This window comes from Kitasatospora sp. DSM 101779, from assembly GCF_025655475.1.
Classification (GTDB): Bacteria; Actinomycetota; Actinomycetes; order Streptomycetales; family Streptomycetaceae; genus Kitasatospora.
This window is the reverse complement of record NZ_JAHTIK010000001.1, coordinates 4,355,829-4,381,599: the sequence shown is the minus strand read 5'-3', so window position 1 is coordinate 4,381,599 and position 25,771 is coordinate 4,355,829. Positions and strand designations below refer to the sequence as shown.

Below are 25,771 nucleotides of genomic sequence, written 5' to 3'. Positions count from 1 at the left end.
GGGCCGCCGGGGTGCCGTACGGGTCGGTGGCCGCGACGGGCGCCGCGTACGGGTTGGCCGGCTGCGGCTGCGGCTGGCCGGGGGCGGCGGCCACCACGGGCGGCGGCGCGTCGACGTACCCGGATCCTGCGGGGGCGGCCGGCGGCGGTGCGTCCAGGTAGGACGGTGCCGGCGGCGACGCGGGCGGCGGCGCGTCGAGGTAGGAGGGCGCGGCCGGGGCCGGCTCGCTCAGCTTGGAGAGAGCGAGCGTGGGCGCGGACTCGACGACCGGCGGCGGCCCGTCGGCCGCCGCGGTGTCAGGAGCCGGACCCACCGAACGGGGCTCGCCGGAGGGCAGCTGCTCCTCCTGCGGCCCGGTGGACCCACTCGCGTGCTCGTTGCTCACGGACGACCTCCATAGCTGACAGATCCTTGGCCCATAGTGTTTCGCATGGCTGATTCGGTTGCCGTAAGGAGCCTCCTGAAGAACGGCTAAGAATCCTTAGCCGTCCCTGACAGGATGCGTCCGACCTGCGGCGGAGCGCGGAAGGCGGGCCACGCCACGCGGCCGGCGACCGGCCGTCCCGCGATGCGGAACGGAAACCTCCGCCCCTTGGCGCGGGCGGCCGGGTTCGTTAGCCTGTCGTCCTCATCTGAACACGCGGGAGCTTGGACCTTCCAGGCTGAGAGTGCGCCGATCGACCGGCCGGGCGGAGTCCGGGCCGGACGAGGGGGCGCTGACCGCCTGAACCTGTCCGGGTAATGCCGGCGTAGGGAGTTCCGGCCATGACGGCTGTTTCGCCTGCCCCTGTTCCCGGTGTCGAGGCCGGCCGGCGCGTCGAGGCGCCGCTCGTGCTGGACACCGCCCCGCCGCGGACGCTCGACTTCCGCGCCCAGTTCGCCCTCTGGGCCAACCTGGGGGTCAGCCTGATCGGCTTCCAGAGCGCCGCCACGGTGCTCGGCGCGGCCGGCCACGAGCTGTCCTTCGCGGCGGCTGTCACCGCGATCGTCGCCGGCACGGTGATCGGCACGGCGATGCTGGGCGTCGCCGCGCTGATCGGCGCCCGCACCGGCGCGCCGGCGATGGCGATGCTGCGCGGCCTGTTCGGCACCCGCCTCTCCTACCTGCCGACGGTACTGAACATCCTGCAGTGCATCGGCTGGGGCGTCTTCGAGCTGATCGTGATCGCCGGCGGCGCCCAGACGGTGGCGGGCACCCAGGGCTGGCGCTGGCTGTTCGTGCTGCTGGCCGGCACGCTGACCACGGCGCTCACCATCTGGCCGCTCGGCTCGATCGCGGTGCTGCGCAAGTACGTGGCGGTCGCGGTCGGCGTGGCGATGGTCTACTTCACCGTCCAGCTGGGCCGGCAGGGCTTCCCCGACCCGGGTGCGGGCAACTGGGACGGCTTCCTGTCGGCGACCGACGCGATCATCGCGGTGTCGATCTCCTTCGTGCCGCTGGCCGCGGACTACACCCGGCACGCGCGCACGCCCGGCTCGGCGTACTGGGGCACCTTCACCGGCTACTCGCTGGCGCAGGTCTGGTGCTACGTGCTCGGCCTGATCGCGCTGCTGCAGTCCGGCGGCGACACCTCGAAGATCTTCTCCTCCTTCACCGGCGTCGCGGCCGGCTGGGCCTTCCTGCTGGTGCTGGTGGTCCGCGAGACCGACCAGTCCTTCGCGAACGTGTACTCGACCGCCATGTCGGTGCACAACCTGCTGCCGAAGGTGGACCGCCGCCTGCTCACCGGCGGCATCGGCGCCCTGGTGACGCTGCTGGCGCTGCGGGTCCAGGAGGGCGAGTTCAACGACACCTACGCGAGCTTCCTCTACCTGATCGGCGCGGTCTTCGTGCCGCTGCTGGCGGTGCTGGCGGTGGACTACTTCTTCGGGGCGGGCCGGCACGGGTGGGACACCGGCCAGGACGCCCCGGCCCGCTGGCTGATGCTGCTGCCGTGGGCACTGGGCTTCGCCACGTACCAGTTCCTCGCGCCGACCGCGGTGGCCGGCTGGTGGACGGACTTCTGGCAGGGGCTGCAGTCGGCGGTGGGCTTCACCCCGCAGCCGTGGACCTCGGCCTCGCTGTTCGGCTTCCTGGTGCCGGCGCTGGCGACCTGGGCGCTGACCCCGCTCTCCTCGCGCCGTGGGGCGCGCGCCGACGGCTGAACCCCGGGGGGGGCGCCCGGCCGGGTGCCCACCGGCCTCCGTCCGGTGCCGCCGACCGCCGGACGGAGGTGTTCACCACGGGTTTCCCGTGCCGAATCCGATCGGACATTCGCGCTCTCGTAGGGTGTTGATGTGGACACTCAGAAGCTCCGCCGCACCGCGCCGGCTACCTCCGCCGCTCCGTCGCCCGACCGCACGGCCGTCCGGGTCATCGCGCACCGCGGCTCCTCCGCCGCGCTGCCCGAGCACACCCTGGAGGCGTACGCCAGGGCGATCGAGGAGGGGGCGGACGGCCTGGAGTGCGACGTCCGGCTGACCGCCGACGGCCGGCTGGTGTGCGTGCACGACCGCACCGTGCGGCGGACCTCGGACGGCCGGGGCGCGGTGTCCGCGATGACGCTGGCCCAGCTCTCCGAGCTCGACTTCGGCTCCTGGCACTCGCCGGACACCCCGCGGCCGAGCTCGATCCTGACCCTGGCGGGCCTGCTCGAACTGGTCGCCGACGCCGGCCGCCGGGTGGAGCTGGCCATCGAGACCAAGCACCCGACCCGGTACGCGGGCCGGACCGAGGCCGAACTGGTGCGGCTGCTGGACCACTACGGGCTGCTGCCGCGCACTCCGGAGGAGTCCACCGTCCGGATCATGAGCTTCTCCGAGCTGTCGCTGCACCGGGTGCGCCGGGCGGTGCCCGCGGTGCCGACGGTGTACCTGCTGGAGCGCCGGCTGCCCGTGCTCGGCCGGACGCGGTCGCTGCCCGGCGGCGCCGGCATCGCCGGTCCCGGGATCGAGCTGGTGCGGCGGGACCCCGGGCTGGTGACGGCGCTGCGCCGGGCCGGGCACCGGGTGCACGTCTGGACGGTCGACGAGCCCGAGGACGTCGAGCTCTGCCTGGAGCTGGGCGTGGAGGCGCTGATCACCAACCGGCCGCGCGAGGTGCTGGAGCAGCTCGGCCGCTGAGCGCACCACCCGGGCGGACCGATGTGCGAACGGCGCACACCGGGGCGCGGACTTCTGACAGAAGCTCAGGGAACGCTCAATTCCTCGGACTTTCACAACAGACCGTAAGCGGTTTATCGGTGGTTGAATACGGTGGGTCGCGGGCCTCCGGAATGTCCGTGCGCGATCGCCGAACGGCCGTTTCCGACGCATTCCCAGGGGGCATCCATCCCTCGGCAGACGCTGAAGGAGGTCCCGGGGGTGGCGTTGATGGTGGCGCGTGCTGTGCCCGAAAAGACAGGGCCGACTTCGTCGACCATGGCGGTGCCGCACGGTCCGGCCGGCGTCGGAGCGGCACGTCGGAGGATGCGCCGGGAGCTCGGTGAACGGGCGGTACCGGAGCCGGTCGTCGACGACGCCGTGCTGATCCTCTCCGAACTGCTCAGCAATTCCTGTCGTTACGCACGGCCGCTCGGAAAGCTCGCGGAACTGATCGAGCGGACGACCGCCGACATGGTGGACGCGGTCCTCGTCCGGGCGGTGACGGCGTCCCGGCAGGGCGGCTCGGACGTGCCGGAGGAATGCGATCCGGGCGGGATCCTGGTCCGCTGGTGGACGCATGCGGACGGCCTCGTCGTGGAGGTGACCGACGGCGGTGCGCCGACCAGGCCGCGGCCGGCCAGCCCCTCGCTGACGGCACGCGGCGGGCGGGGGCTGAGCATCGTCGGCAAGCTGGCCGACGCCTGGGGCGTCCGCGACGCGCCGGGCGAGGTGACGGTCTGGGCCGCGCTGCCCGTCCGGCCGGAGCGGCGGGACGACCCGGCCGCATAGGCCGGGTACGGGGCGCGCGGGCACCGCCGGGGCGACCCCCTCGGGGTGCGTCCGCACCGGTGGCCGGCGCGAACCTCAGTAGGCTGCGGGTGCACTGTCGCCGTTCCCGGGAGCCTCACCATGGCCAAGAAGGCCGCAAAGTCCTCGTCGCAGCCCAGCACCGCCACCGCCACCGGCGAGATCCCGGTCGTCGGTGCGCGCGAGAAGTGCCCGTGTGGCTCCGGCCGCCGGTACAAGGCCTGCCACGGCCGGGAGGCCGCGCACGCCGTGCAGGAGCTGGTGCACCGTCCGTTCGAGGGGCTGCCGGGCGAGGCCGACTGGGTCGCGCTGCGCGAGCTCGTCCCGGCCGCGACCGCGCCGCTGGCGCTGGCCGCCGGCGTGGTGGACGGCGCCGTCGGCGAGGTGCCCTCGGTGACCCTGGCCACCGTGCTGCCGCTGGCCTGGCCCGCGCTGCGCCGGGCGGACGGCTCGATCCTGCTGGGTCTGCAGACCCAGTCGGGCTCGGGCGACCTGAGCCGCGACCTGGCCGACGCGCTGGAGCTGGCGCTCGCCACCGAGCCGGGTACCCCGGTGCCGTCCCGCCGGACCGTGCCGGGCGGCCGCCGCCTGCAGGACCTGCTGGACACCTCGGCGGGCTTCGCCCCCACCGTGCACACCGGCTTCGAGTTCTGGCTGGAGGACGCCGAGTCCGCGACCGGCGAGGTGGCCGCCTCGCTGGAGCGCGCCAACGCCTCGGCCATCCCGACCGAGAAGGTCGCCGGCGTGGATGCGGCCTACTGGTGCGGCACCCCGGACAAGAACCACCTGCGCTGGGTCATGACCGTGCCCGAGGAGAAGCTGCTGGACGCGCTGGCGCGGCTGTCCGCGGCCGGCCGCAGCTCGCTGGGCGAGGACACCAAGCTGGTCGGCTCGTTCCGGGCGCACGGCCTGACCGTGCCGGTGTGGGACCTGCCGGTGGAGTTCTCCGCGAAGGACTGCGAGCAGCCCGCCGCCGAGTTCGCCGAGCGACTGTCCGGGGCGCTCGCCGAGACCGCGCCACTGACGGCGGAGGAGCGCCGCGCCCGGGCCAACCTGGTGAGCCGTCAGATCACCCTGAACTGACGTGAAATGTGACTCCGGTCACATTTTCACCGGTGGGACGAAAATGCCAGGTCGGCCATGGGCGGACAAATTGGCTCCCCGCCGGATCTTTGTTACTGTTTAAACAGTCCGGTCGCTGGTGCATCCCCCGTCGCCAGCGACCGGATTTTCCATTCCCGGGGACGCCCCGCAGCGCCCGGTGACACCCCGCCCGGCCGCCCGCGCCGGGATCAGTACGCCAGTCGGCTGCCGTCCGGCTCGGCCACGCTCGCCGCGATCAACCCCTCCAGCAGGGTGCCGACCTGAGGCAGCCACAGCCCGTCCCCCACCGGCGGCGACACCCAGTGCACCCCGCCGGCGCCGGTCTGCGAGGGCGGCAGCAGCACGTACCCGCCCGGCCCGTGGTAGCGCAGCGAACCCGGCACCCAGGGCCGCTCGGCCAGCAGTCCGCCCAGCTCCTCCAGCGTGAACGGCGCGACCAGCAGCACGTGGCGTGCGGGCACGGCCAGCACCGGGCCGACCGGCACCCCCACGTCCGCGAAGTACCGCAGCACCCGCTCGCCGGCCGCGGCGGGCAGGCTCACCCCGCACACCGACCGGCCGGTGGCGACCAGCACCGGCGCGCCGGGCGCCCGGTGCTCCCACCACCACTGCACCATCCGGCCGTCCGTGGTGGCGGCCGCCAGCGGCGGGTCGTGCGGATGGGCGCCCGCCAGCGGACAGCGCTGCTCGCCACAGCTGCACGGGCCGAAGACCCCGCGGACGGCCCGCGCGCCCGGCACCACCGGCCAGCCGCGGTCCGCCGCCTCCAGCGCCGCCAACAGCAGCGCGCCCTGCTCCCGCCGGCGGCTCCCCGGCCACCGCAACTGCATCCGACGCATGGGTGCTCGTTCCTCTCCGCGACCGTGGCGACCAGGACGACCGCCGGCGCGGGCGCGGGCGGCGTGAGACGAGGGAGGGGGAGGCACCCGGAGGCTCCCGGCCGCACGGCCCCTGGAACGAGAATCCCTCATACGGCCGGATGGACGCGCGCTGCGGGCCGCCGGTTCCACCGTACGAGTGAGTCGGCCGTCGCCCGGGGAGCCGCTGCGAGGCGGAAGCATACGATCCGGACCGCAGATTGACCGAGCGTCAGCCCGAGCAGCCGCACGACGCCGCCGCGGGCCGGCCCGACGCGCCCCGGCACCGGCCGCCGACAGCGCGCGCAGGCGGCCGGGAGAGACCTCGTCACGCTTATGGACATGCCCCGATCGGCCTGTGTACAAGTGGTGGATTGCTGCCGAACAGTGAGATAGCACTCGTTCTGTCCGGTCTCGGGAGTCCTGCGTGACACGTACCAGTATGTGGGGAGTTGCGACATGACCGACGCCCAGCCGAGCGGACTGGCCGTGAGCGGTGCGGCGCTGCCCGGCACGGCAGCGTGCGGAGCGGCCCCGGCCCCTTGCGGCACGGCGCCCGCGGCGGCCGTCCTGACGCCGGTGCTCCCGCTGCCGGCGCTCTTCGGCGACGAGTTCGCCGACCACGCCGACGGCGGACTGCAGGACCGTTTGGCCGGATGGCTGTCCGATTTCACCAGCCTCCACGAGCACACCGAACTGCTCGCCCGGGCCCGCGGACTGGACGCCGCGCTGGCCGCCGTCCTGGAGTCCGGGGCGGCGCTGCTCGGCGCCCGGCGCGGCCTGATCACCACCACCGCGCGCGGCAGCGGCCGCACCGTCGGCCTCGGCCTCGACCGCTCCGGCATCGGCGCGCTGGAGACCGTGCCGGCCGAGCACGGGCCGTTCGCCGGGCTGCTCAGCCGGGCCGGCGACGGCGGGCAGCTGCTGGTCGCGGACCTCGCCGACGATCCGTCGGTCGGCCCGCGGTTCCGCGAGGTCGCCGCCCAGCTCGGCCTCGGCGCCTGCTTCGCCGTGCCGCTCGGCACCGCCGAGGACGGCCCGCTGGGCGCCGCCGCCTGGTTCTACGACGAGCCCGCCGATCCCGGCGAGCGCCGCCGTCACCTGCTGCGCCGCTACTGCGAGTTCGCCGGACCCGTGCTGGCCGGCCAGCTCGCCGCCGACCGGTCGCGGCGGGCCACCGACGCCCTGCGCCGCGGCCTGCTGCCGGACCGGCTGCCCGTGCTGGACGGCATCCGGCTCGCCGCCCGCTGCATCACCGCCGGCCTGGAGCAGGCCACCGGCAGCGACTGGTACGACGCCGTGGAGCTGCCCGACGGCACCCTCGCCCTGACCGTCGGCAGCGTCTTCGGCGACGGCCCCGGCGCGGGGCCCGCCTCCGCCCCCGGTGCGGCCGCCGCGATGGGACGCATCCGGGCCGCGCTGCGCGCCTACGCCGTGCTGGAGGGCGAGGACCCGGTCTCCGTCCTCGGCGACCTGGAACTGCTGCTCAAGACCACCGAGCCGGCCCGGACCGCCACCGCCGTCTACGCCTGGGTGCAGCCCGCGGAGCGGCGGGTCACGCTGGCCGGCGCCGGGCACTGCCCGCCGATCCTGGTCTCCCGCGACGAGGCACGCTTCGTCGAGACCTCGCTCTCCGCCCCGCTCGGCGTGCTCAGCTGCTGGGAGGCGCCCGGCGTCGAGCTGGCCGCGGACCGCGGCGACCTGCTGCTGCTCTACACCGAGGGGCTCGCCCGCCGCTGCGGCCCGAGCCTGCACGCCGGGCAGGCCGCGCTGCGCCGGGCCGCCGCCGACGCCCCGCGGGACGTCCGGCTCGACCCCGACCGGCTCTGCGCGCACCTGCTGGAGGCGACCGGCGGCGACGCCGCCGGCACCGACGACCTGGTGCTGCTGGCGCTGCGCTTCTGCTGACCGGCCCGGACAGCCGTTCGGTCCGTCCTCGTACCATGGTGGGCACGGCCGCCCGACCACGTCGCGATCCGACGTGCCCCGGGCGGGGAGACGCGCGCAAGGAGGCGACGTACGTGACCGAGGACCGCACCCCGGCAGTGTCCGACAACCCCGAGGGCCTGGCCGCCGAGGAGGAGGACCAGCCGATCAAGGGCCGCAAGAACGGCCTGTACGGGGAGGTCTCCGACGAGCTGGCCGCGTCCATGCAGTCGGGCTGGGCCGACACGGAGCTGCGCGGGCTGGAGCCGATCGCCCAGGCCCCCTACGCGGCCGGGCGCCGGGCGAAGCTGTCCGCCGCGTTCCCGGGTGAGCGGCTGGTCGTCCCGGCCGGCCGGCTGCGGGTGCGTGCCAACGACACCGACTACCCGTTCCGCGCCGCCAGCGAGTACGTGCACCTGACCGGCGACCAGACCGAGGACGCCGTCCTGGTGGGCGAGCCCACCGAGGGCGGCCACGACTTCGTGCTGTACCTGCTGCCGCGCTCGAACCGCGAGAACGGCGAGTTCTGGCTGGACGGCCAGGGCGAGCTGTGGGTCGGCCGCCGGCACAGCCTGGAGGAGGCGCAGGCCCTGCTCGGCCTGCCCGCCCGCGACGTCCGCAAGGCCGCCGAGGAGCTCGCCGCCGTCGAGGGCGTGCCCACCCGGATCGTCCGCGGCTACGACGCCGCCCTGGAGGAGGCGCTCGCCGGCGTGCTCGACGAGGAGCGCGACGACGAGCTGAAGGTCTTCCTGTCCGGGCTGCGCCTGGTCAAGGACGAGTGGGAGGTCGGCGAGCTGCGGGCCGCCTGCGACGCCACCGTCAAGGGCTTCACCGACGTCGTCCGCGAGCTCGGCCAGGCCGTCGCGACCTCCGAGCGCTGGATCGAGGGCACCTTCTGGCGCCGCGCCCGGGTCGAGGGCAACGACGTCGGCTACGGCTCCATCTGCGCGGCCGGTCCGCACGCCACCACCCTGCACTGGGTGCGCAACGACGGCGAGGTCCGTCCCGGCGAGCTGCTGCTGCTCGACGCCGGCGTGGAGACCGGCACCCTCTACACCGCGGACGTCACCCGCACCCTGCCGATCAACGGCCGGTTCAACGAGCTGCAGCGCAAGATCTACGACGCGGTGTACGACGCCCAGGAGGCCGGCATCGCCTCGGTGAAGCCGGGCGGCCGCTTCCGCGACTTCCACGACGCCGCGCAGCGGGTGCTCGCCGAGCGCCTGCTCGCCTGGGGCCTGCTCGACCCGTCGGTGTACGACGTCGAGAAGGTGCTGGAGCTCGGCCTGCAGCGCCGCTGGACGCTGCACGGCACCGGCCACATGCTCGGCCTCGACGTGCACGACTGCGCGCACGCCCGCCGCGAGGAGTACGTGGACGCGGAGCTGGTGCCGGGCATGGTGCTCACCGTCGAGCCCGGCCTGTACTTCCAGCTGGACGACCTGACCGTCCCGGAGGAGTACCGCGGCATCGGCGTCCGCATCGAGGACGACATCCTCGTCACCGCCGACGGCAACGAGAACCTCTCGGCCGGTCTGCCCCGCACCGCCGACGAGGTCGAGTCCTGGATGGCCGGCCTGGCCCGCTGACCCGGACGGCATCTTCGACGGCCGGGCGCCCCGTGCGGGGTGCCCGGCCGTCGTGCGTGCCGGGCACCCCCGTGGGTGGTTCAGCGGCGGGCGCCGCGGCGGCCCCAGCCGGACATCCGGACCGGCGTGGGGATGTTCTGCGCAAAAGTGGAGACAACGGACACGTTCATGGCGTGACCCCCCAAAGAGATCGCTGCGGTTGTGGTGGTGGATGTGTGCGGCGAGGCCCGCCGGTGGGCTCTGCCGCACCGGCCCCGTCCCCCGGGCCCTCGTCCTGACGAAGCAGCATCCTCCCCGACGGACGCGGCGGGCTCCCACTGCTTTTTCGCCCCGCCCCCGCCGCTCGGCCGGCGCCGGCCTCGGACACGACTTCAGATTAGGCCCGGGCACTGACAATCCGCCCCCGCCAAGGGGTCCACCCGCAGGACGGTGCTCAGCAGACCAGGCCCAGGTCCGCGGGGCCGGCGGTGCTCGGGTCGATCGGGCGGCGGCCCTCGGTCGGCCAGCCCTCGCGGACCCAGTACTCCAGGCCGCCGATCATCTCCTTGACCTCGCGGCCGAGCGCGGCGAGCCGCATCGCGCCCTTGGTGGGGCCGTTGCAGGCGGGGCCCCAGCAGTACACCACCAGCAGCCCGGACGGGAGTCCGGCGACCCGCTCGGCGGTGATCTCCGCCAGCGGCAGGCTGATCGCACCGGGCAGGTGGGCCTTGCGGTGGGCGCCCTCGGCGCGAACGTCGACCAGGGTGAAGTCCTGCCGCCCGTCCCGCATCGCGCCGTGCACGTCGGCCGGGTCGGCCTGGCAGCCCAGGCGCTCGGCGAAGAAGGCGAAGGCGCGCTCGGGGGCGAGGGCGGGGATCTCGGTCACGGGCGAGACGGCGGCGGTCATCTGCGGGCTCCTGTCGGTCCGGTTGCTGATCTGCTGCGACGGGATCGATCCTCGCGGCCGGTCGGACCGCCCGACAGTGGCGCTGACGACTACACTCGCCAAGATCCCGCCAGCCCGGACGAAGGGGGCCGCCGTGCCCGTCCACCCGCCGAGCGGCCCGGTGCCGGTGGCCGTCGGCCGCCGCCCCGAGCCGGTGCACACCGTCGCCGTGTACGCCTTCGACGGCATGACACCGTTCGAACTGGGCGTGGTGGTCGAGGTGTTCGGGCTCGCCCGGCCCGAGCTCAGCGGCCTGCTGGCCGCGCCCTGGTACGACGTCAAGGTCTGCGCCGACGAGCCCGGGACGCCGCTGAACGCGGTCGGCGGGTTCTCCCTCACCGCCCGGCACGGGCTCGACGACCTGGCCGCCGCGGACACGGTGATGGTGGTCGCCGTCCCGAACCCCTTCGGCGGCGCGGTCTCCCCCGGGCTGCTCGCCGCGCTGCGCACCGCGCACGAGCGCGGCGCCCGGATCGTCTCGATCTGCTCGGGGGCCTTCGCGCTCGCCGCGGCCGGCCTGCTGGACGGGCTGAAGGCGACCACCCACTGGCGGTACGCCGACCTGCTGCAGCAGCGCCACCCGGCGGTGCGGGTCAATCCGGACGTGCTGTACGTGGACAACGGCACGGTGCTGACCAGCGCGGGCAGCGCCGCCGGCATCGACCTCTGCCTGTACCTGGTGCGCCGCGACCACGGCGCCCGGGTGGCCAACACGGTGGCCCGCCGGTTCGTCGTCCCGCCACACCGGGACGGCGGCCAGGCCCAGTTCATCGAGGCGGCGGTGACGCCGGTCGCGGCCGAGGACGACGGTGTCGCGCGGTCCATGCAGTGGGCGCTCGACCAGCTCGCCGGGCCGCTCACCGTGCCGCTGCTCGCCCGCGCGGCCCGGATGTCCGAGCGCTCGTACCTGCGGCACTTCACCGCCCGCAACGGCACCAGCCCGATGCGCTGGGTGACGGCACAGCGGATCGCCGCCAGCCTGCCGCTGCTGGAGTCCCCGGAGGGGACGGTGGAGGAGATCGCCGCGGCGGTCGGCTTCGAGAGCGCCGCGACCTTCCGGCACCACTTCGGCCGCACCATGCGGGTCTCCCCCACCGCCTACCGGCGCACCTTCGGCCGCGGCGCGGCCTGACGGCCGGGCCGCGTGTCCCTCACGCCTCCCGGCGGTCGGCGTTGGCGACGATGGCGTCACGCAGCCACCGGGCCAGGCCGGGGGCGACCTTCTCGTACGTGGCGGTGAACCGCGGGTCGGCGAGATACATCTCGCCGAGGCCGCGGTGGATGGCGTAGGTGCACTCGTAGAAGTTGCCGGTGATGTGCTGCCGGTGCTCCTCGGCGAGGGCGGCGCCCTCCTCGGAGTCGGGCGCGGTGCCGGCCGCGAGGGCCTCGGCGAGGCGGGTGTTGAGCACGTCGGCCTCGGCCTTGATCCGCACCCAGTCGGCCTTGCTGTAGCCGCCGGTACGCCGCTGGGACTCCTTCCAGGCGTCGGTGTTGCCCCAGCGCCGCTCCGCCTCGTCCTCCCAGCTCTCCTGGTAGTCCTTCCCGAACACCTCGAACTTCTCCTCCGGTGTCAGCTGAATGCCCATCTTCTGTGCCTCCATGGCTCGTTCGACGGCCGCGGCGAGTTCCTGGAGGTGCCGGATCCGGTCGCCGATGAGCCGGTGCTGCCGGCGCAGGTGTTCCTTCGGCGAGACGGAGCGGTCGTCCAGGATGTCCGCGATCTGATCGAGGGGGAAGCCGAGTTCGCGGTAGAACAGCACCTGCTGCAGCCGGTCGAGGTCCTCGTCCTCGTAGCGGCGGTAGCCGGCCGGGGTACGGCCGCTGGGCGACAGCAGGCCGATCTCGTCGTAGTGGTGCAGGGTGCGGACGGTGACCCCGGCCGTCCTGGCCACCTGGCCGACCGAGTAGCTGCTCATCGCGGGTGCTCCCTCCTCGTGTCCTCCAGCCTCCGGCCTCACGGTGCGTGAGGGTCAAGCCGGTTCCGGCGGGCCGGGCCGTGCGAGTCTCCGAGCGGACGCCGGGCGGGCCGGGGGCCGGCCTGGCGCACCGGACAATTGTCGCCGCCGGCCGGCCCGGACACGATGGCGGCATGAGGACGAGTGCCCTGTTCAGGCGGCTGGCCGCGGAGGCGGTCGGCACGGCGGTGCTGGCCGCGGTGCTGATCGGTTCGGGGCTGCGGGCGGCGCAGCCCGGGTCGGGGGGCTCCGCCGCGGTGGGCGCGGTGCTGGCCCCGGCGCTGGCGCTGGGCGTGCTGCTGGCGGTGCTGGCGCCGGTCTCCGGGGCGCATCTGAACCCACTGGTCACCGCCGCCGTGTGGTGGACGGGACGGCGGGACGGCGGGCCTGCCGGGCGCGAACTGGCCTGCTATCCGGTGGCGCAGCTGGCCGGTGCGGTGGCGGGTGCCGGGGTGGCGAACGCGATGTTCGGCCGTCCGCTGCTGGAGGTCTCCGGCCGGCGGCTCGCCGAGGGTCCGCTCTGGCTGGCGGAGGCGGTGGCGACCGGGGTGCTGCTGCTGGTGGTGTGCGGGCTGCTGCACGGCGGGCGGGGGCGCTGGGCGCCGGTGGCGGTGGCCGGGTGGGCGGTCGCGGCGTGCTGGGGGACGTCCTCGGGGGCGTTCGCCAATCCGGCGGTGACGGCGGGCCGGGCGCTGTCCGTCGGGGCGGCCGGGATCGCGCCCGGCTCGGTGCCGGGGTTCGTGCTGGCGCAGTGCGCGGGCGCGGGCGCGGGGCTCCTGCTGGCGGCGCTGCTGTTCGGCCCGCGGACGGCGGGCCGGGACCGCCCGGCCGGCCCGGGCGCCGCGGACGCCGCGGGTGGTCGGCCCGGCCGGGGCGGTCAGGGCGCGGCGAGGAAGGACTTGGCGGCGAGCAACGCCTCCTCGTCGGCGAGCACGTCGCCGGGCCGGCTGCCGGAGCCGAGCAGCAGCCCGCCCCAGCGCATCGACAGGTAGTCGGCGCTGCGGCGGAGCATGCCGGCGAGCGGGTCGGCGTCGGCGGGGTCGGTGCCGGCGTAGGCGCTGACGGCCCACAGGGTGCGGCCGGCCATCCGGGCCTTGAAGTCGGTGCCGGGGACGCGCATCCAGCCGGACCAGTGGTCGAGGTAGTGCTTGACGGGCGTGCTGACGCTGTACCAGTACAGCGGGGAGACGATCACCAGGTCGGTGGCGGCGAGGGTGGCGTCGAGCAGGGTGCGGGCGTGGCCGGTCGGCGGCGGGTACGTGCCGTCGTGGCGCTGGTCGGCGAACTCGGGCAGCGGCAGGTCGGTGAGGGTGAGCCACTGCTGCTCGGTGCCGGCGGGGAGGTGCTCGGCGGCGCGCCGGGCGAGCAGTTCGGCGTTGCCGTCGGCGCGGGTGGAGCCGAGCAGGAACAGGAAGCGGCGCGGGGCCTGGTCGGCCATCGGGTCTCCGTGGGCGTCGTCGTGCGGTCGCGGGCCGGCGGCGGCCGGCCGAGGCGTGCAACAACGCGGCCCGTGGCGGTTCTTCCCGCCGTGGGCCGGTGCACCCGGTGCCGAGGCACGGACTCAGGCGGAGACGGCGGCCTGGGCGTCGACCTTCTCGATCCTGAGGCGGACGAGGAGTTCGCCGGGGGCGCCGTTGCGGGCGGCGAACTCCTCGGCGCGGTCCTCGCCCATGTAGCGGGCGCCGATCCGGCCGGCCCAGTGGCGCAGTTCGGCCGGGTCCTCGGAGAGTTCGGCGCGTCCCTGCACCAGGACGAAGGAGTACGGCGGCTGCTGGTCGTCGACGCAGAGCATGGCGCGGGGGTCGCGGGCGAGGCTGCGTCCCTTGACGCTGCTCGCGGCGGTGTTGAGCACGATGTCCTCGCCGTCCAGTACGAACCAGACGGGCGTGACGTGCGGCCGGCCGTCCGCGCGGGTGGTGGCGAGCTTGCCGGTGCGGGTGCCGTGGGAGAGGAAGGCGCGCCATTCGGGCTCGGTCATCCGGGTCATGGCGCCATCCTCGCGGCTGCGGACGGACAGCCCGGGGCGGCGCGCCGTCGGCCGGCCGCCCCTCGACCGGGTCGCCCGGGCGGGCGGGGTCAGTCCCCGGCGCCGTACCGGGTGAGGTAGCCGGCGAACCGCGCGATGTCGTCGTCCGTCCAGTCGGTGAAGCGCTCGCGGAAGGCGAGGCGGCGGCGCTCGGCGGCGTCGGCGAGCAGCCGGAGGCCGTCCTCGGAGGGGCGCAGCAGTTGGCCGCGCTGGTCCTCCGGATCGGGTTCGCGGGTAATCAGGCCGAGCTTCTCGAGGGCGGTGACCTGTCGGCTGACGGTGGACTTGTCGAGCATGAAGTGGGCGGCGAGGTCGGAGGCGCGGCAGCTGCCGCGTTCCTTGACCAGGTCGAGCATGCTGTAGGTGACCAGCGACAGGTCGGGGTGCATCTGTGCGGCCTTGTGGCGGGCCCGGCGGGCGAACGCGGTGAGCTCGCGCTGGATGGCGTCCAGGGCGGCGTCGCGGTCGGGCATGCGTGCTCCTTCGGTGGGGAATGGCGGGGACCACCGTACGGCGCGCGGACGCGATGTCCGGAACCGGCCGTCAAGTTGCACTTTACAACCGCAGACCCGGAGGAGTACGTTCCGAAACGGACGGGTTCGCGGGCGGCGGCCCTGGACAAGCCGCCGCCCACCTTCCCCGGCACCCCACAGCACCCCACAGCGCCCTGCAGCGCCGCCGGGAGACTCAGAGCACGTCGGCGAGCTCGCGGAGCAGCCGGGCCTTGGCGCGGGCGCCGACCAGACTCTTCACCGGCTCGCCGTCACGGAAGACCATCAGGGTCGGCATCGAGAGCACGCCGTAGCGGGCCTGCGTGTCGGGGTTGGTGTCCACGTCGAGCTGGACGACCCGCAGCCGGCCGGCCTCCTCCCGGGCGACCTCGGCCAGCACCGGGGCGATCATGCGGCAGGGCGGGCACCAGGCGGCGGTGAAGTCCACCAGCACCGGCCCGTCGGCCGCGAGCACCTCGGCGGCGAAGGTGCCGTCGCTGACCTCGTCGATTCCTGCGAACGCCATGGGTGTTCCTCTCTACGTCGGGTCGGGGCGGCCCGGGCCGGGCCCGGGGTGCGGGGCCAGTTCGCAGCGCGGTTCGGGGCCGCCGGGCAGTCCGGCGGCGGCTTCGAGCTCGGCGCGGGCGAGCTGGGCGGCGACCTCGTCGCGGACGGCCTGCAACCGGGCCACGACGGCGTCGAGTTCGGCGAGCTTGGCCCGGTAGACCTCCAGCGAGGCCGGGCAGGAGTCGCCCGCGGGGTGTCCGGCCTGCAGGCACTCGACGAAGGGCCGGGTCTCCTCCAGCCCGAAGCCGAAGTCCTGCAGCGTGCGGATCTGCCGGAGCAGCCGGAGGTCCTCCTCGTCGTACTCGCGGTAGCCGTTGCCGGTGCGCCGGGCGGGCAGCAGTCCGCGCGACTCGTAGTACCGCAGGGTCCGTGTGGTGGTGCCCGCCCGCCGGGCCAGCTCGCCGATCCGCATGCCCCGACGGTAGACCTTGCCCCGGACGTCAACGCCAGCCCGGCCGGACGGGGAATCAGCCGGCGGTGTCCCGGAGGTCGGCGACCGTCCGGTCGGACTGCCGCACGGCGTACCTGACCCGCAGCACCGCGCCGCCGGCCCACTGCTCGTCGACGGTGACCAGGGCGAGCCCGCCGGCCGAGCCCGCGGGGCGGGCCGCCCAGGAGTCCGGGGCGGTGGCCGCCCGGAAGACCGGGTCGGCGCCGGGGTGGCCGGCCCGCCATGCGTCGAGGCGGGCGTTCAGCTCCGGGGCGAGCCACTCGGCACGCACCTCGGAGGGGGTCAGGCCGGGGTCGCTGCCGCGTACGGCGTCCCGGTACGCGGCCAGGAAGTCCCGCACCAGCGCCGCGTCACCGGCGGTCGCCGCGGCGCTCGGACCGGGGCCCGCGGGCACAGGTGCAGGGGCGGCTGCGGATGCGGGGGCGGCCGCGAGGGCCAGAGCGGCGAGGGCCGCGAGCAGGGTGCGCACGGCGCCCAGCCGACCACGCGCCCGGGGCGCCGCGCCGGCGGCTCACGGGCCGTCACCCGGACGGGTGGGGCCGGCCCGGCGCCGTCCGGGTGGCGCGGTGCGGGCTCAGAGCGTGGCAGCGGCCTCGTCCAGGGCGGTGGTGATCCGGCCGAGCAGCTGCTGGAGCTGGGCGAGCTCCTCGACGGTGACCGAGGAGGAGCGCAGGATGCGGCGGGGCACGGCCTCCAGCGCCTGTTCGCGCAGGGCGGCGCCCTCCTCGGTGAGGCGGACGGTGACGGAGCGCTCGTCCTCGGCGCTGCGTTCGCGGCGCACCCGGCCGGCCGCCTCCAGCCGCTTGATCAGCGGGGAGAGGGTGCCGGAGTCGAGCCGCAGCCGCTCGCCGATCTTCTTCACCGGCAGGTCGCCGTGCTCCCAGAGCACCAGCATCACCAGGTACTGCGGGTAGGTGAGGCCGAGGTCCTTGAGGACGATCCGGTACACGCTGTCGAAGGCGCGCGAGGCCGCGTGCAGCGAGAAGCAGATGTGGCGGTCGAGGCGGAGCAGGTCCTCCTCGGGCACCGCTGGCAGTGCGGTCATGGCTCCCAGGATAGCCGGGTCGCCGGCATTTGAGTTGTGCCCAATTTAGTTGTGTGCTCTACTTGTGGTCACGGGGCAGCCGGGACCTCCGGCCGCCGATCCGATGTGGGAAGAGGACGGGTCCATGGACGCGCTGTACACCGCTGTCGCCACCGCCAACGGCCGTGAGGGCCGGGCCGTGAGCTCCGACGGGCAGATCGACCTGGCGCTGGCGATGCCGCCCGCGCTCGGTGGCAACGGCCAGGGCACCAACCCCGAGCAGCTCTTCGCGGCGGGCTACGCGGCGTGCTTCGCCAGCGCCCTCGGCCTGGTCGGCCGGCAGTCGAAGGTCGACACCGGCGACATCTCGGTGACCGCCGAGGTCAACATCGGCAAGGACGACACCGGCTTCGGCCTCTCCGTGGTGCTGCGCGTCGAGGTGCCCGAGGCGCTCGCCGGCGAGACCGCCGAGCTGCTGGTCAAGCAGGCCCACGAGGTCTGCCCCTACTCCAAGGCCACCCGCGGCAACATCCCGGTCGAGCTGATCGTCGAGTAACCGCCGCGGAACGGGGGAACCGGGGGAAAGAGAACGGCGGACCGCCGGGGCAGGGAGAGTGCCCCGGCGGTCCGCCGTTTCCCGTGTGCCGGTGGCGCTACAGCGCGGCGCGGATCCAGCCGTCCACCACGGGCGTCAGATCCTGCTGGGCCGCCGCGTGGTCGAGGTGGTAGGTGCGCACCGAGTCGCCGCCGTGCAGGAAGCCGCGCTTGTCGAACTCCAGGACGACCTCGACGCCGTACGCGTCGGCGATGAAGGTCACCTCGATCTCGTTGCAGCGGTGCGCGTACTGCGGCGCCGCCCGGAACTCGATCTCCTGGTAGAAGGGCAGCGTCTGCCGGGTGCCGCGGATGTGGCCGGCCTCCAGGTCGGCCCGGGTGAAGCGGAAGCCGAGCGCCAGCAGGGCGTCCAGCACCCGCTGCTGCACCGGCAGGGCCTCGACCGCCAGCGGGTCGGCGTCGCCCTTGTCCAGCTGGCCGGCGATGTCCACCTCGGTGCGCACGCCGAGCGCCATGCCCGCCAGGTGCTGGCCGGCGATGGAGGTCGCCGGAGCCTCGAACGGCACCGGGAAGGCGAACGGGACGGCGCGGTGCTCGCCCGCAGCCAGCCGCAGCGGGCCGCTGACCGTCGTGGAGGCGAAGGTCTTGTTGGTGTGGCCCTCGTGGTCCTCGTACTCGACCTCGACCCGGGCGACCAGGCTGAGGGTGATGCCGTTGATCTCCGCTTCGCGCTCGCCGCCGACCAGGTTGACCTGGCCGTGGATCGTGCCGCCGGGGTGCACGGTCGGCGTGGACAGGACCGTGTCCACGGTGGGTCCGCCGACGCCCAGCGCGCCGAGAAGCCGCTTGAACACCATCGGTGCTCTCCTTACCGATTCGGGTGGTGAGGGGGCCGATCGTACTTTGCCCGGACTTGACCCGGACGGCGCCCGACCCCGACCGGCCCGCCCCGCCCGCCGTCACGGCGCCGCGGCCGTGACCGCGGCGAGGTGGTCACGGCGGCGCGCGGTCACAGCGGGGTGGCGGCCTTGAGCACCAGCAGCAGCGCGGTGGCCGCGTTCAGGGCGGAGAGCGCGGAGACGGCGGTGCCCGCCGCGGCCAGCATCGCGGCCGGGCCCGCCGGACTGTCCGTGGGCGGCCAGGCGCGGCCGGACGGCACCGGGCCGAGCAGCGCCGCCACCCGGCGCGGCACCGGACCGGGAGCGGGGTCGGCGAAGGCCGGCAGCCCCGGCAGCACCGCGTGGTGCGCGACCAGGGCCGCCCGGGCGACCGCCCGGGCCGTCGTCCGGCGGTCGCCGACCGCGCCCGCGGCCTCCTCGTCGGCCCACCGCTCGGTGGAGTACGCCACCGCCCGGTGCAGCGGCCGCAGGAACGGGTTCACGCAGGCGGCCAGCCGGGTGGCCAGCAGGTAGCGGTGGTGGCGGTGCGTCAGATGGGCCTGCTCGTGGGCGAGCAGGGCCGCCCGCTCGTCCTCGGCCAGGTGCGCCATCATGCCGGTGGAGACCACGATCCGGCCTGGCCCGCCCGGCAGCGCGTAGGCGTACGGGCGGTCGTCGGGCAGGACGGCGGGCCCGTCCCCCGCGGGGAGGTCGGCGACGGCGCGGCGGGCCCGGGCGGCGACCCGCAGCCGGCCCGCCAGAGTGCGGGCCACCGCACCGAGCACCACGGCGAGCATTCCGATCGAGGCCGCACCCACCTCCACGTGGAACGGCACCATGTCGCGCACCCCGGGGTCGGACCAGCTGTCCGGCAGCGGGTTGCCGGGGATCTGCGCCGTCCCCAGCACGCCGAGCAGGCCGAGGCAGAGCGCGCTGCACCCGGCCATGGCGAGGCCGAAGCCGGTCAGCAGCCGGGTCGCGGCGCGCGGGTGCAGGTGCTGCTCGGCGAGCCGGGAGATCGGCAGGGCGGTCAGCGGCAGGACCAGCGGCAGGAAGAGGAAGACGAAGACGCCCACGGCTCAGCCCTCGCGGTGGGCCGGCCCGTCGCGCTCCGGGTCGCCGCCGGCGGGCTGCACCGCGCCGTCCGAGGCGCTGTCCAGCAGGGCCCGCAGCAGCACCTCGTCGTGCGGGAGCAGCGCGGAGACGAAGCTGGCGAGCACCGCGTCGCGGTCGGCCTCGCTGTCGAGCACCCGGCGCATCTTCAGGGCGGCCAGTCCGGCCGCGTCGGCGGCGGCCTGCCAGTGGTACGAGCGGCCGGAACGGGTGCGCGAGACGGCCTTCTTGGCGTGCAGCCGGGAGAGGATGGTGACGACGGTGGTGTAGGCGAGTCCGCCGTCCAGGCGCTGCTGGACCCAGCCCGCGGTGGCCGGCCCCGGCGCCTCCCGCAGCACCTCCAGCACCTGGGCCTCCAGCTCGCCCTGGCCGCGGCGGCGGGCCCGGAAGCCACCGTCGGAGGGCTCGCGCTCCTGGGGCATCGCGGCGCCTCCCGTGCGTCCCGGCAGGGCCCGTGCCCGCCCGCTGCTGCGCGCCGCGGGTGCGACGGCGCCGCCATCCTACTGAGCGGTTCGGTCCGGCCCGTCCACTGAGGCCGCGTCAGGGCGCCGGGAACGGCCCATCCTGCCTCTACAGTGCTGTAGATTCATGGCTCACAGTGATCGGATCGGCCGGGCGGACGGGCCCGGTGCGGCACTCCGGGAGGGGAAGCCATGGGAGTCTCGCTGGCCAAGGGCGGCAACGTCTCGCTGAGCAAGGAGGCCCCGGGCCTGACGTCGGTCATCGTCGGCCTCGGCTGGGACGTCCGCTCGACCACGGGCGCCGACTTCGACCTCGACGCCAGCGCCCTGCTGTGCGGCGAGAACGGCCGGGTGATGACCGACCAGCACTTCGTCTTCTACAACAACCTGGCCAGCCCGGACGGTTCGGTCGAGCACAGCGGCGACAACCTGACCGGTGGCGGCGACGGCGACGACGAGCAGATCAAGGTCGACCTGGTCGCCGTGCCGCTCGCCGTCTCGAAGATCGTCTTCCCGGTGTCGATCTACGACGCCGAGAGCCGGCTGCAGAACTTCGGCCAGGTCCGCAACGCCTTCATCCGCGTGGTCGACCAGGCCACCGGCCGCGAGGTCGCCCGCTACGACCTCTCCGAGGACGCCTCCAGCGAGACCGCGATGGTCTTCGGCGAGCTCTACCGGTACGGCACGGACTGGAAGTTCCGCGCGATCGGCCAGGGCTACGCCTCGGGTCTGCGCGGCATCGCGCTGGACTACGGCGTCAACGTCTGATCCGTCCTACAGGTCCAGCCGGTAGTGGCAGAGGCGGCGCGTCTGACGGTAGCCGAAGGCATCGTTGGCGCGCCGCATCGGCGTGTTCTCCTCCGCGGTGTCGGTCATCAGGCCCTCCAGCGCCGGGTGCCGGCGGCGGGCGTTGCCGATCGACGCCGCCTTCATCCAGCCGGTCAGGCCGCGGCCGCGGTGGGCGGGCAGCACGCCCGTGCCGTAGTGCTGCCCGTCGCCGGTGCCGTCGCCCGGCACCACCAGTTCGGTGAAGGCCACCATGGCGCCGTCCTCCTCGGACAGCACGGCGACGGTGTGCAGCAGGTCCCCGCGCTCGGCGACCTGTTCGGCCGCGAGACGCAGCCGCTCCGCCGTCCAGCGGACCGGGGCGTGGCCCGTTGCACCGACCGGCATGTCGTCCATCGCCGGGCGGGCGGCCAGGTAGCGCTCCAGCAGATCGTCCGGGACGGCGCCGTCCCAGTCCACCAACCGGTAGCCGGGGTACGGCCGTTCGACGCGGGCGGCGAGCTCCGCCTCGTCCGTGTCGGCCAGCGGCAGCCGCGCCTCGACCAGGACCAGCACCCGACGCAGCCCGCGGGCGGCGAGGAAGGCCTCGCCGGGGTCGCCCTCCTCCGCCACCGCGAGCAGGATCTCCCGGCCGTCCGCCCGCGCGGCCGCGGCGGCGGCCTCCAGCAGCAGGCTTCCGGTGCCGCGGCGGCGCTCGGCCGGGTGCACGGTGATCTCCACCTCGGCCAGCCGGGACTGCTCCTCACGGTCGGACAGCCGCAGGAAGGCCGATCCCACCGGCACCCCGTCGCCGTCGGCGGCGAGCCAGGCGGTCCGGCGCCGGTACGGGCCGGCGGAGGGATCGGTGAGGACGGTGAGGCGGATCGGCACGGCGGCTCCAGGCGCTGCAGGCGGACGGCGGCCCGGCGACCGTAGGCAGCATCCGGCCTGCGCCGCAAAGCGTTTACGGCTCCGCATCCCCGCCCGCCGCGGCGGGCACCAGGGCCTGGCCCGCGTCGTCCGGCCGTCGGCGGGAGCCGGTGGTGACCACCAGGACGGCGGCGAGCAGCACCAGGTTCTTCACCACGAACTCGCCGACCAGGGTGAGCAGCAGCGGGTTGCCGTCGTCGAAGGCGGTGCCGGGCATGAACAGCAAAACGCCGAAGGTGCCGCACAGGTGGGCGCCGAGCACCGGCAGGGCGACCACCAGGCCGCGACCTGAGAGCAGCCAGAGGCCGAGCAGCACCTCGACCCAGCCGAGGGCGGGGACCACCCAGCCGCCGGGGTGGCCGGGGATGGTGCCGGTCACCAGGACGCCAGCCGGGCTGCGGTCGATGATCTTCAGAATGCCGAACCACACGTACAGCACGCCGAGTCCGGCCCGCAGCAGGGTCAGGCCCCAGCGGTGCAGGGCGGGGCGCAGGCGGGCGGTCAGGGTCTGCGGCGCGGGCGCGGCGGACAGCAGCGGGCCGGGCGGCTTGAGCTCGGGGGTCACGGTCACGACGCATTGCCTCCAGAACACGGCTGATGACGGGTCGGGACGGGTCTGCGCGGGCAGGGCGCACCGGCCCGCGGTCCAGCGGGCGGAGCGGTGTGGGTGGCCGCGCGGACGGGTCCTGGGAGTTCTTCCAAGTGCGCTCGGGGGGTCCTTTCACGCGCCCCTGAACGACCTCCCGAGTGCCTTTTGAAGACAGGCCCTGGCTAGGGGGCGTCCTGGCGGCCCGTGGAGGGCCGGTGCAGGCTTCGCAGGCTGCGGATGCCCTGCTCGCCGCCGTCGTGCGGCCCGCCGGGCCGGCCGCCCGTGTCGCGGGCCGCCGGCTCGCGGCCGCCGAGCTCCCGCCGGAGCAGGTCCCGGTAGGTGGCCCGGTAGGTGGTGGCGGCGATCCGGTTGCCGGCCGCCAAGTAGGCGGCGACCAGCGTCTCGTGTGCGCTCTCGCGCAGGTTGTCGGCGTGGATGGCGATCAGTGCGGCGTCCACCGCGGCGCCCACCCAGCCGGCCTGGACGAGCCGGAAGGAGAGTGCCTCCAGGGTGTGCAGGCGCTGTTCGCGCCAGCGCATCCGGTGGTGGTCGAGCCAGTCCTCCTCCCAGTCGGGCAGCAGGTCGTGGCCGAAGTCGCAGGCGGCGGCCCGGCCGAGTTCCTCGGCGTCCAGGGGGAGCGCGAGGTTGAGCACCCGGGTGGCGGTGGCGCGCAGTTCGCCCAGGTCGGTGGCCACGTCCGGGGCGAGCCGGAGCCGTTCCCGGCCTTCGTGCAGCAGGTCGGCGCGGCAGCCGGGGAGCCGGTGCAGCGCGGTGCGCAGTGCCGCTCCGGCGCGGGCGGGTTCCAGGCCCGGCCAGAGGACGGCGGCGGCCCTGGCGCGGGTGAGGCCGCCGGGTTCGACGGCGAGCAGGGCGAGCAGGCGGCGGGCGCCGATGCCCGGTTGGACCTCCTCGCCGTCGAGGTGCAGCGCGAAGCCGCCCAGCAGGTCGATCCGCACCCCCCTGGCCGGGCACGGGCGAGGGCCGTCCGGGCCGTCGGCGGGCCGCAGGGCGCGTGGGCGCGGTGGTGGTGGAGGGAGTTCGGCCGCGGCGCTCCGACGCGCCTGGCCGCCCCCGGCGGTGGCGACGCTGCGGATGCCGGCGCCGCCCGGAAGTGCTTGGATCATGGCTTGCCCCCGTGTTCGCACCGTGGTCCGCCCGGGGGCGGTCCACGGCGTCGCGGCGCCGGGGGCGGGCACCTCGCCGCGGTGTCGTCCGCGCTGCGGTGCCGTGCCCGGTGCCGCTCGTCGGTCCCGCTCCCTGGTGTCGGGCGGCCTGTTTTCCACGCTAACCACCACGGGTCGGCGGCAGCGAGCGCCATCGCCGCATTGCATGGGAGCCATAGAAGAAGCCGATCGGCCTCCGGGCGGGCACCGCTCGTCTGAGCAGCATCGATTCCGGCCCGTACAAATGTTTGACGAGACACCGTCAGCTCCCGTGCAACACGGTGCAATGCGGCTGCAACGTTCATGCCACGAACCGTCACATACCTTCCGCACAAAGCCGCTTCCCCGGCCGTCGGCCCGAACGCGAGAAGGAACGACACCGATGACCCTTCCCCTCCCCACCCGAAACACCACCCGCCGCCGGGTCATCGCCGCCGGACTCGGCGTGGCCGGCGCGCTGGCCCTGCCCGCCACCGCGTGGGCCTCGGAGGCCCGGACCGGCCGCCGCGCGCCGGGCGCGCACCAGGTCAGCGTCATCGTCCGCTGGAACCAGGCCGTGATGGACGCCATCCTCGCCGAGTACAAGCTCGCCGGCACGGTGTTCGGCCCGGCGACCATCAACGCGCGGGCGCTGGCCGTCATCCACAACGCGATATTCGACGCCTGGGCCTGCTACGACTCCTGCGCCGTCGGCACCCGGTTCGGCGGCTCGCTGCGCCGCCCGCGCCGCGAGCGCACCCTCGCCAACAAGAACGAGGCCGTCAGCTACGCGGCGCACCTCGCGATGCGCGACCTCTTCCCGAACCAGGCGGCCGCCGCGGACTCCTTCATGCTCAGTCTCGGCTACGACCCGAACGCCCAGGCCGGCCCGAACACCCCGGCCGGCATCGGCCGCCGGACGGCCCGGGCGGTGCTCGACTTCCGCCACCAGGACGGCGCGAACCAGGGCGGCGGCTACGTCGACACCACCGGCTACACCGCGGTGAACCAGCCGCAGGCCGTCGCCGCCTTCGACCCCGCCCTGGTCACCGCGCCCGAGCACTGGACCCCGCTGATCGTCGGCGGCAAGACGCAGAAGTTCCTGACCCCGCAGTTCTCCGTGACGACGCCGTTCGCGCTGAGCCGGCCGGACCAGTTCACCGTGGCGGCGCCGCCGGCCTACCCGTCGACCCGGATGTCGGACGCGATCGAGGAGCTGGTGGAGATCAGCGCCGGCCTCACCGACGAGCACAAGGCGATCGCCGAGTTCTGGCTGGACAACGACGTCACCCCGCCCGGCGCCCAGCAGTCCTGGGCCCGGTTCGTGTCGGCCCGCGACGGCTACGGCATCGACGAGGACGCGCCGTTGTTCTTCGGCCTCAACATGGCCGAGTGCGACGCCGCAATCGGCTCCTGGGCGGTCAAGCGGCAGTTCGACTTCGCCCGCCCGTCCACACTGGTGCCCTACGACCGGCGCGGCCAGCAGATCCGCGCCTGGGGCGGTCCCGGCCAGGGCACGGTCACCATGGACGGCGTGCACTGGCGGGCCTACGTGGCGGTGCCGGGCTTCCCCGCCACCGTCTCCGGCCACTCCACCTTCTCCGGCGCCGCGGCCGAGTTCCTCCGCCGCTTCACCGGCACGGACTCCTTCGGCGACTCTTACCTGTTCAAGGCCGGCACCTCGACCGTCGAGCCCGGGCTGACCCCGGCCGTGGACGTGAAGCTCAGCTGGCCCACCTTCACCGCCGCCGCCGAGCAGGCCGGCATCTCCCGGATCTACGGCGGCATGCACTGGAGCTTCGACAACGGTCCCGGCCTGGAGATGGGCCACAAGATCGGCGGCGTTGTGCACCGCAAGGCCATGGACCTCCTCCACGGCTCGCACAACTGACGCCGTCACCACGGGAGCTGACACACCATGACGAACCAGACCGCCAACCGGCCGGCCTCCGCCCCCGCCCCGGCCGCCGGGTCCGGCGGCGGCCTCGGCGGCCGCGCGCCGGCCTTCGCCGGCACCCGGGCCACCGTGTCCGGCACGCTCGCCACCATCGTGTCGCTGCTGGTGCTGGCGGCGATCGGCAGGGCGACCGACTCGCTGCTGCTGATCGCGCCGCTCGCCGCCACCGCGATGATCATCTGCGCCAGCCCGGCCCTGCCGCCGGCCCAGCCGCGCAACGTGCTGCTCGGCCAGATCGGCTCAGCGGTGATCGGCTACGCGGCCGCCGCGGCCGCCGGCCACTCGCTGTGGACGGCCTCGGTCGCGGCCGGCCTGTCGGTCGGCCTGATGGGCGTGCTGCGGGCCGTCCACGCCCCGGCCGCCGCCACCGCGGTGCTGGTGGTCGTCCAGCACCCGGCCCCGGCGCGGTTCCTGCTGCTGCTCGCAGCGGGCAGCGTCCTGCTGATCCTCGTCGGCCTGCTGGCCTCCCGGATCGGCGCGATCGGCAAGTACCCCACCTACTGGTGGTGACCGCACCCGGCGGACCGGCGGCCCTC

General features: G+C 74.8%; 28 protein-coding genes, 1 pseudogene and 1 riboswitch. Of the genes and pseudogenes, 12 read left to right on the top strand and 17 right to left on the bottom strand.

Annotated elements, in window-relative coordinates:
* Positions 1-385: pseudogene (locus KSNIM_RS19925) on the bottom strand (hypothetical protein); the annotation flags it as partial.
* 245 nt (positions 386-630) lie between these two features.
* A riboswitch (TPP riboswitch) is annotated at positions 631-771 on the top strand.
* On the opposite strand from KSNIM_RS19925, the gene KSNIM_RS19920 reads away from it, so the two are divergent.
* The 4 genes from KSNIM_RS19920 (at position 766) to KSNIM_RS19905 (ending at position 5,013) form a co-directional block, all read left to right on the top strand.
* Positions 766-2,145 (top strand): purine-cytosine permease family protein, encoded by a 1,380-nt coding sequence (locus KSNIM_RS19920; RefSeq protein WP_263104559.1) that lies wholly within the window; start codon positions 766-768, stop codon positions 2,143-2,145. It overlaps the preceding riboswitch by 6 nt.
* A 210-nt stretch (positions 2,146-2,355) precedes the next feature.
* Positions 2,356-3,102, top strand: coding sequence for a glycerophosphodiester phosphodiesterase family protein (locus KSNIM_RS19915; protein ID WP_263108029.1), 747 nt, complete (start codon positions 2,356-2,358; stop codon positions 3,100-3,102).
* Positions 3,103-3,342: 240 nt separating this feature from the next.
* Complete coding sequence (locus KSNIM_RS19910; protein ID WP_411543875.1) at positions 3,343-3,912, top strand: ATP-binding protein; 570 nt, start codon at positions 3,343-3,345, stop codon at positions 3,910-3,912.
* Between the two features lie 120 nt (positions 3,913-4,032).
* On the top strand, positions 4,033-5,013 hold the full coding sequence (locus KSNIM_RS19905; RefSeq protein ID WP_263104558.1) for an SEC-C domain-containing protein: 981 nt from the start codon (positions 4,033-4,035) through the stop codon (positions 5,011-5,013).
* A 209-nt stretch (positions 5,014-5,222) separates the two neighbouring features.
* Here KSNIM_RS19905 and KSNIM_RS19900 read toward each other — a convergent pair whose 3' ends face one another.
* A complete protein-coding gene (locus tag KSNIM_RS19900; RefSeq protein WP_263104557.1) occupies positions 5,223-5,873 on the bottom strand; it encodes a bifunctional DNA primase/polymerase in 651 nt (216 codons plus the stop codon).
* 477 nt (positions 5,874-6,350) lie between these two features.
* On the opposite strand from KSNIM_RS19900, the gene KSNIM_RS19895 reads away from it, so the two are divergent.
* Together KSNIM_RS19895 and KSNIM_RS19890 are read left to right on the top strand one after the other, a co-directional pair.
* Complete coding sequence (locus tag KSNIM_RS19895) at positions 6,351-7,799, top strand: PP2C family protein-serine/threonine phosphatase (protein WP_263104556.1); 1,449 nt, start codon at positions 6,351-6,353, stop codon at positions 7,797-7,799.
* 113 nt (positions 7,800-7,912) lie between these two features.
* The gene (locus KSNIM_RS19890; RefSeq protein WP_263104555.1) at positions 7,913-9,406 is read left to right on the top strand and encodes an aminopeptidase P family protein; all 1,494 of its coding nucleotides are present in this window, start codon (positions 7,913-7,915) and stop codon (positions 9,404-9,406) included.
* Between the two features lie 433 nt (positions 9,407-9,839).
* On the opposite strand, the gene KSNIM_RS19885 is transcribed toward KSNIM_RS19890, so the two are convergent.
* Positions 9,840-10,292 (bottom strand): rhodanese-like domain-containing protein, encoded by a 453-nt coding sequence (locus KSNIM_RS19885; RefSeq protein WP_263104554.1) that lies wholly within the window; start codon positions 10,290-10,292, stop codon positions 9,840-9,842.
* Between the two features lie 193 nt (positions 10,293-10,485).
* Here KSNIM_RS19885 and KSNIM_RS19880 point away from each other — a divergent pair, with 193 nt between their 5' ends.
* On the top strand, positions 10,486-11,463 hold the full coding sequence (locus KSNIM_RS19880; protein ID WP_411543874.1) for a helix-turn-helix domain-containing protein: 978 nt from the start codon (positions 10,486-10,488) through the stop codon (positions 11,461-11,463).
* Positions 11,464-11,482: 19 nt separating this feature from the next.
* Here the strand turns inward: KSNIM_RS19880 and KSNIM_RS19875 are convergent, their stop codons facing one another.
* Entirely contained in the window at positions 11,483-12,247 is a 765-nt protein-coding gene (locus KSNIM_RS19875) for a MerR family transcriptional regulator (RefSeq protein WP_263104552.1), read from the bottom strand.
* 173 nt (positions 12,248-12,420) lie between these two features.
* Here KSNIM_RS19875 and KSNIM_RS19870 point away from each other — a divergent pair, with 173 nt between their 5' ends.
* Positions 12,421-13,278, top strand: a complete 858-nt coding sequence (locus tag KSNIM_RS19870) for an aquaporin (protein WP_263104551.1) — start codon at positions 12,421-12,423, stop codon at positions 13,276-13,278.
* Here the strand turns inward: KSNIM_RS19870 and KSNIM_RS19865 are convergent.
* The 7 genes from KSNIM_RS19865 to KSNIM_RS19835 form a co-directional block, all read right to left on the bottom strand.
* On the bottom strand, positions 13,164-13,724 hold the full coding sequence (locus tag KSNIM_RS19865) for a flavodoxin family protein (RefSeq protein ID WP_263104550.1): 561 nt from the start codon (positions 13,722-13,724) through the stop codon (positions 13,164-13,166). The genes KSNIM_RS19870 and KSNIM_RS19865 overlap by 115 nt on opposite strands.
* Before the next feature lie 123 nt (positions 13,725-13,847).
* The gene (locus tag KSNIM_RS19860) at positions 13,848-14,273 is read right to left on the bottom strand and encodes a PPOX class F420-dependent oxidoreductase (RefSeq protein WP_263104549.1); all 426 of its coding nucleotides are present in this window, start codon (positions 14,271-14,273) and stop codon (positions 13,848-13,850) included.
* 89 nt (positions 14,274-14,362) lie between these two features.
* Positions 14,363-14,785, bottom strand: a complete 423-nt coding sequence (locus KSNIM_RS19855; protein WP_263104548.1) for a MarR family winged helix-turn-helix transcriptional regulator — start codon at positions 14,783-14,785, stop codon at positions 14,363-14,365.
* Between the two features lie 214 nt (positions 14,786-14,999).
* On the bottom strand, positions 15,000-15,329 hold the full coding sequence (trxA, locus tag KSNIM_RS19850; RefSeq protein ID WP_317634037.1) for a thioredoxin: 330 nt from the start codon (positions 15,327-15,329) through the stop codon (positions 15,000-15,002).
* Positions 15,330-15,341: 12 nt separating this feature from the next.
* A complete protein-coding gene (locus tag KSNIM_RS19845; protein ID WP_263104547.1) occupies positions 15,342-15,782 on the bottom strand; it encodes a MerR family transcriptional regulator in 441 nt (146 codons plus the stop codon).
* Between the two features lie 55 nt (positions 15,783-15,837).
* On the bottom strand, positions 15,838-16,290 hold the full coding sequence (locus KSNIM_RS19840; protein ID WP_263104546.1) for a hypothetical protein: 453 nt from the start codon (positions 16,288-16,290) through the stop codon (positions 15,838-15,840).
* A gap of 105 nt (positions 16,291-16,395) precedes the next feature.
* Positions 16,396-16,866, bottom strand: a complete 471-nt coding sequence (locus tag KSNIM_RS19835; protein WP_263104545.1) for a MarR family winged helix-turn-helix transcriptional regulator — start codon at positions 16,864-16,866, stop codon at positions 16,396-16,398.
* A 124-nt stretch (positions 16,867-16,990) separates the two neighbouring features.
* On the opposite strand from KSNIM_RS19835, the gene KSNIM_RS19830 reads away from it, so the two are divergent.
* The gene (locus tag KSNIM_RS19830; protein ID WP_263104544.1) at positions 16,991-17,401 is read left to right on the top strand and encodes an organic hydroperoxide resistance protein; all 411 of its coding nucleotides are present in this window, start codon (positions 16,991-16,993) and stop codon (positions 17,399-17,401) included.
* A 97-nt stretch (positions 17,402-17,498) separates the two neighbouring features.
* Here KSNIM_RS19830 and KSNIM_RS19825 read toward each other — a convergent pair whose 3' ends face one another.
* From KSNIM_RS19825 to KSNIM_RS19815, 3 genes are all read right to left on the bottom strand, one after another.
* Positions 17,499-18,257, bottom strand: a complete 759-nt coding sequence (locus KSNIM_RS19825) for a sporulation protein (RefSeq protein WP_263104543.1) — start codon at positions 18,255-18,257, stop codon at positions 17,499-17,501.
* Between the two features lie 152 nt (positions 18,258-18,409).
* Complete coding sequence (locus tag KSNIM_RS19820; RefSeq protein ID WP_263104542.1) at positions 18,410-19,354, bottom strand: M56 family metallopeptidase; 945 nt, start codon at positions 19,352-19,354, stop codon at positions 18,410-18,412.
* Between the two features lie 3 nt (positions 19,355-19,357).
* A complete protein-coding gene (locus KSNIM_RS19815; protein ID WP_263104541.1) occupies positions 19,358-19,813 on the bottom strand; it encodes a BlaI/MecI/CopY family transcriptional regulator in 456 nt (151 codons plus the stop codon).
* 231 nt (positions 19,814-20,044) lie between these two features.
* Between KSNIM_RS19815 and KSNIM_RS19810 the strand changes: the two genes are divergently transcribed.
* Positions 20,045-20,620 carry a TerD family protein gene (locus KSNIM_RS19810; RefSeq protein WP_263104540.1) on the top strand — a complete coding sequence of 192 codons (576 nt, stop codon included), beginning with the start codon at positions 20,045-20,047 and terminating at the stop codon, positions 20,618-20,620.
* A 6-nt stretch (positions 20,621-20,626) separates the two neighbouring features.
* Here KSNIM_RS19810 and KSNIM_RS19805 read toward each other — a convergent pair whose 3' ends face one another.
* The 3 genes from KSNIM_RS19805 to KSNIM_RS19795 all read right to left on the bottom strand — a co-directional run bounded on the left by KSNIM_RS19805 (position 20,627) and on the right by KSNIM_RS19795 (position 23,260).
* Positions 20,627-21,508: a GNAT family N-acetyltransferase gene (locus KSNIM_RS19805; RefSeq protein ID WP_263104539.1), complete on the bottom strand. Its 882-nt coding sequence runs from the start codon at positions 21,506-21,508 to the stop codon at positions 20,627-20,629.
* A 73-nt stretch (positions 21,509-21,581) separates the two neighbouring features.
* Positions 21,582-22,118, bottom strand: a complete 537-nt coding sequence (locus tag KSNIM_RS19800; protein WP_263104538.1) for a hypothetical protein — start codon at positions 22,116-22,118, stop codon at positions 21,582-21,584.
* A 200-nt stretch (positions 22,119-22,318) separates the two neighbouring features.
* Positions 22,319-23,260 carry a BTAD domain-containing putative transcriptional regulator gene (locus KSNIM_RS19795; protein ID WP_263104537.1) on the bottom strand — a complete coding sequence of 314 codons (942 nt, stop codon included), beginning with the start codon at positions 23,258-23,260 and terminating at the stop codon, positions 22,319-22,321.
* 421 nt (positions 23,261-23,681) lie between these two features.
* Between KSNIM_RS19795 and KSNIM_RS19790 the strand changes: the two genes are divergently transcribed.
* Both KSNIM_RS19790 and KSNIM_RS19785 read left to right on the top strand, forming a co-directional pair.
* Positions 23,682-25,169 carry a vanadium-dependent haloperoxidase gene (locus tag KSNIM_RS19790; protein ID WP_263104536.1) on the top strand — a complete coding sequence of 496 codons (1,488 nt, stop codon included), beginning with the start codon at positions 23,682-23,684 and terminating at the stop codon, positions 25,167-25,169.
* Positions 25,170-25,196: 27 nt separating this feature from the next.
* Complete coding sequence (locus tag KSNIM_RS19785) at positions 25,197-25,745, top strand: HPP family protein (RefSeq protein ID WP_263104535.1); 549 nt, start codon at positions 25,197-25,199, stop codon at positions 25,743-25,745.
* Positions 25,746-25,771 lie beyond the last annotated feature (26 nt).

Coding starts and splice junctions, on each gene's coding strand:
- KSNIM_RS19875 (WP_263104552.1), bottom strand. CDS start 12,247: ATGAGCAGCTACTCGGTCGGCCAGGTGGCCAGGACGGCCGGGGTCACC.
- trxA (WP_317634037.1), bottom strand. CDS start 15,329: ATGGCGTTCGCAGGAATCGACGAGGTCAGCGACGGCACCTTCGCCGCC.
- KSNIM_RS19785 (WP_263104535.1), top strand. CDS start 25,197: ATGACGAACCAGACCGCCAACCGGCCGGCCTCCGCCCCCGCCCCGGCC.
- KSNIM_RS19900 (WP_263104557.1), bottom strand. CDS start 5,873: ATGCGTCGGATGCAGTTGCGGTGGCCGGGGAGCCGCCGGCGGGAGCAG.
- KSNIM_RS19905 (WP_263104558.1), top strand. CDS start 4,033: ATGGCCAAGAAGGCCGCAAAGTCCTCGTCGCAGCCCAGCACCGCCACC.
- KSNIM_RS19815 (WP_263104541.1), bottom strand. CDS start 19,813: ATGCCCCAGGAGCGCGAGCCCTCCGACGGTGGCTTCCGGGCCCGCCGC.
- KSNIM_RS19830 (WP_263104544.1), top strand. CDS start 16,991: ATGGACGCGCTGTACACCGCTGTCGCCACCGCCAACGGCCGTGAGGGC.
- KSNIM_RS19790 (WP_263104536.1), top strand. CDS start 23,682: ATGACCCTTCCCCTCCCCACCCGAAACACCACCCGCCGCCGGGTCATC.
- KSNIM_RS19860 (WP_263104549.1), bottom strand. CDS start 14,273: ATGACCCGGATGACCGAGCCCGAATGGCGCGCCTTCCTCTCCCACGGC.
- KSNIM_RS19895 (WP_263104556.1), top strand. CDS start 6,351: ATGACCGACGCCCAGCCGAGCGGACTGGCCGTGAGCGGTGCGGCGCTG.
- KSNIM_RS19845 (WP_263104547.1), bottom strand. CDS start 15,782: ATGCGGATCGGCGAGCTGGCCCGGCGGGCGGGCACCACCACACGGACC.
- KSNIM_RS19885 (WP_263104554.1), bottom strand. CDS start 10,292: ATGACCGCCGCCGTCTCGCCCGTGACCGAGATCCCCGCCCTCGCCCCC.
- KSNIM_RS19825 (WP_263104543.1), bottom strand. CDS start 18,257: ATGGTGTTCAAGCGGCTTCTCGGCGCGCTGGGCGTCGGCGGACCCACC.
- KSNIM_RS19870 (WP_263104551.1), top strand. CDS start 12,421: ATGAGGACGAGTGCCCTGTTCAGGCGGCTGGCCGCGGAGGCGGTCGGC.
- KSNIM_RS19865 (WP_263104550.1), bottom strand. CDS start 13,724: ATGGCCGACCAGGCCCCGCGCCGCTTCCTGTTCCTGCTCGGCTCCACC.
- KSNIM_RS19855 (WP_263104548.1), bottom strand. CDS start 14,785: ATGCCCGACCGCGACGCCGCCCTGGACGCCATCCAGCGCGAGCTCACC.
- KSNIM_RS19810 (WP_263104540.1), top strand. CDS start 20,045: ATGGGAGTCTCGCTGGCCAAGGGCGGCAACGTCTCGCTGAGCAAGGAG.
- KSNIM_RS19795 (WP_263104537.1), bottom strand. CDS start 23,260: ATGATCCAAGCACTTCCGGGCGGCGCCGGCATCCGCAGCGTCGCCACC.
- KSNIM_RS19920 (WP_263104559.1), top strand. CDS start 766: ATGACGGCTGTTTCGCCTGCCCCTGTTCCCGGTGTCGAGGCCGGCCGG.
- KSNIM_RS19835 (WP_263104545.1), bottom strand. CDS start 16,866: ATGACCGCACTGCCAGCGGTGCCCGAGGAGGACCTGCTCCGCCTCGAC.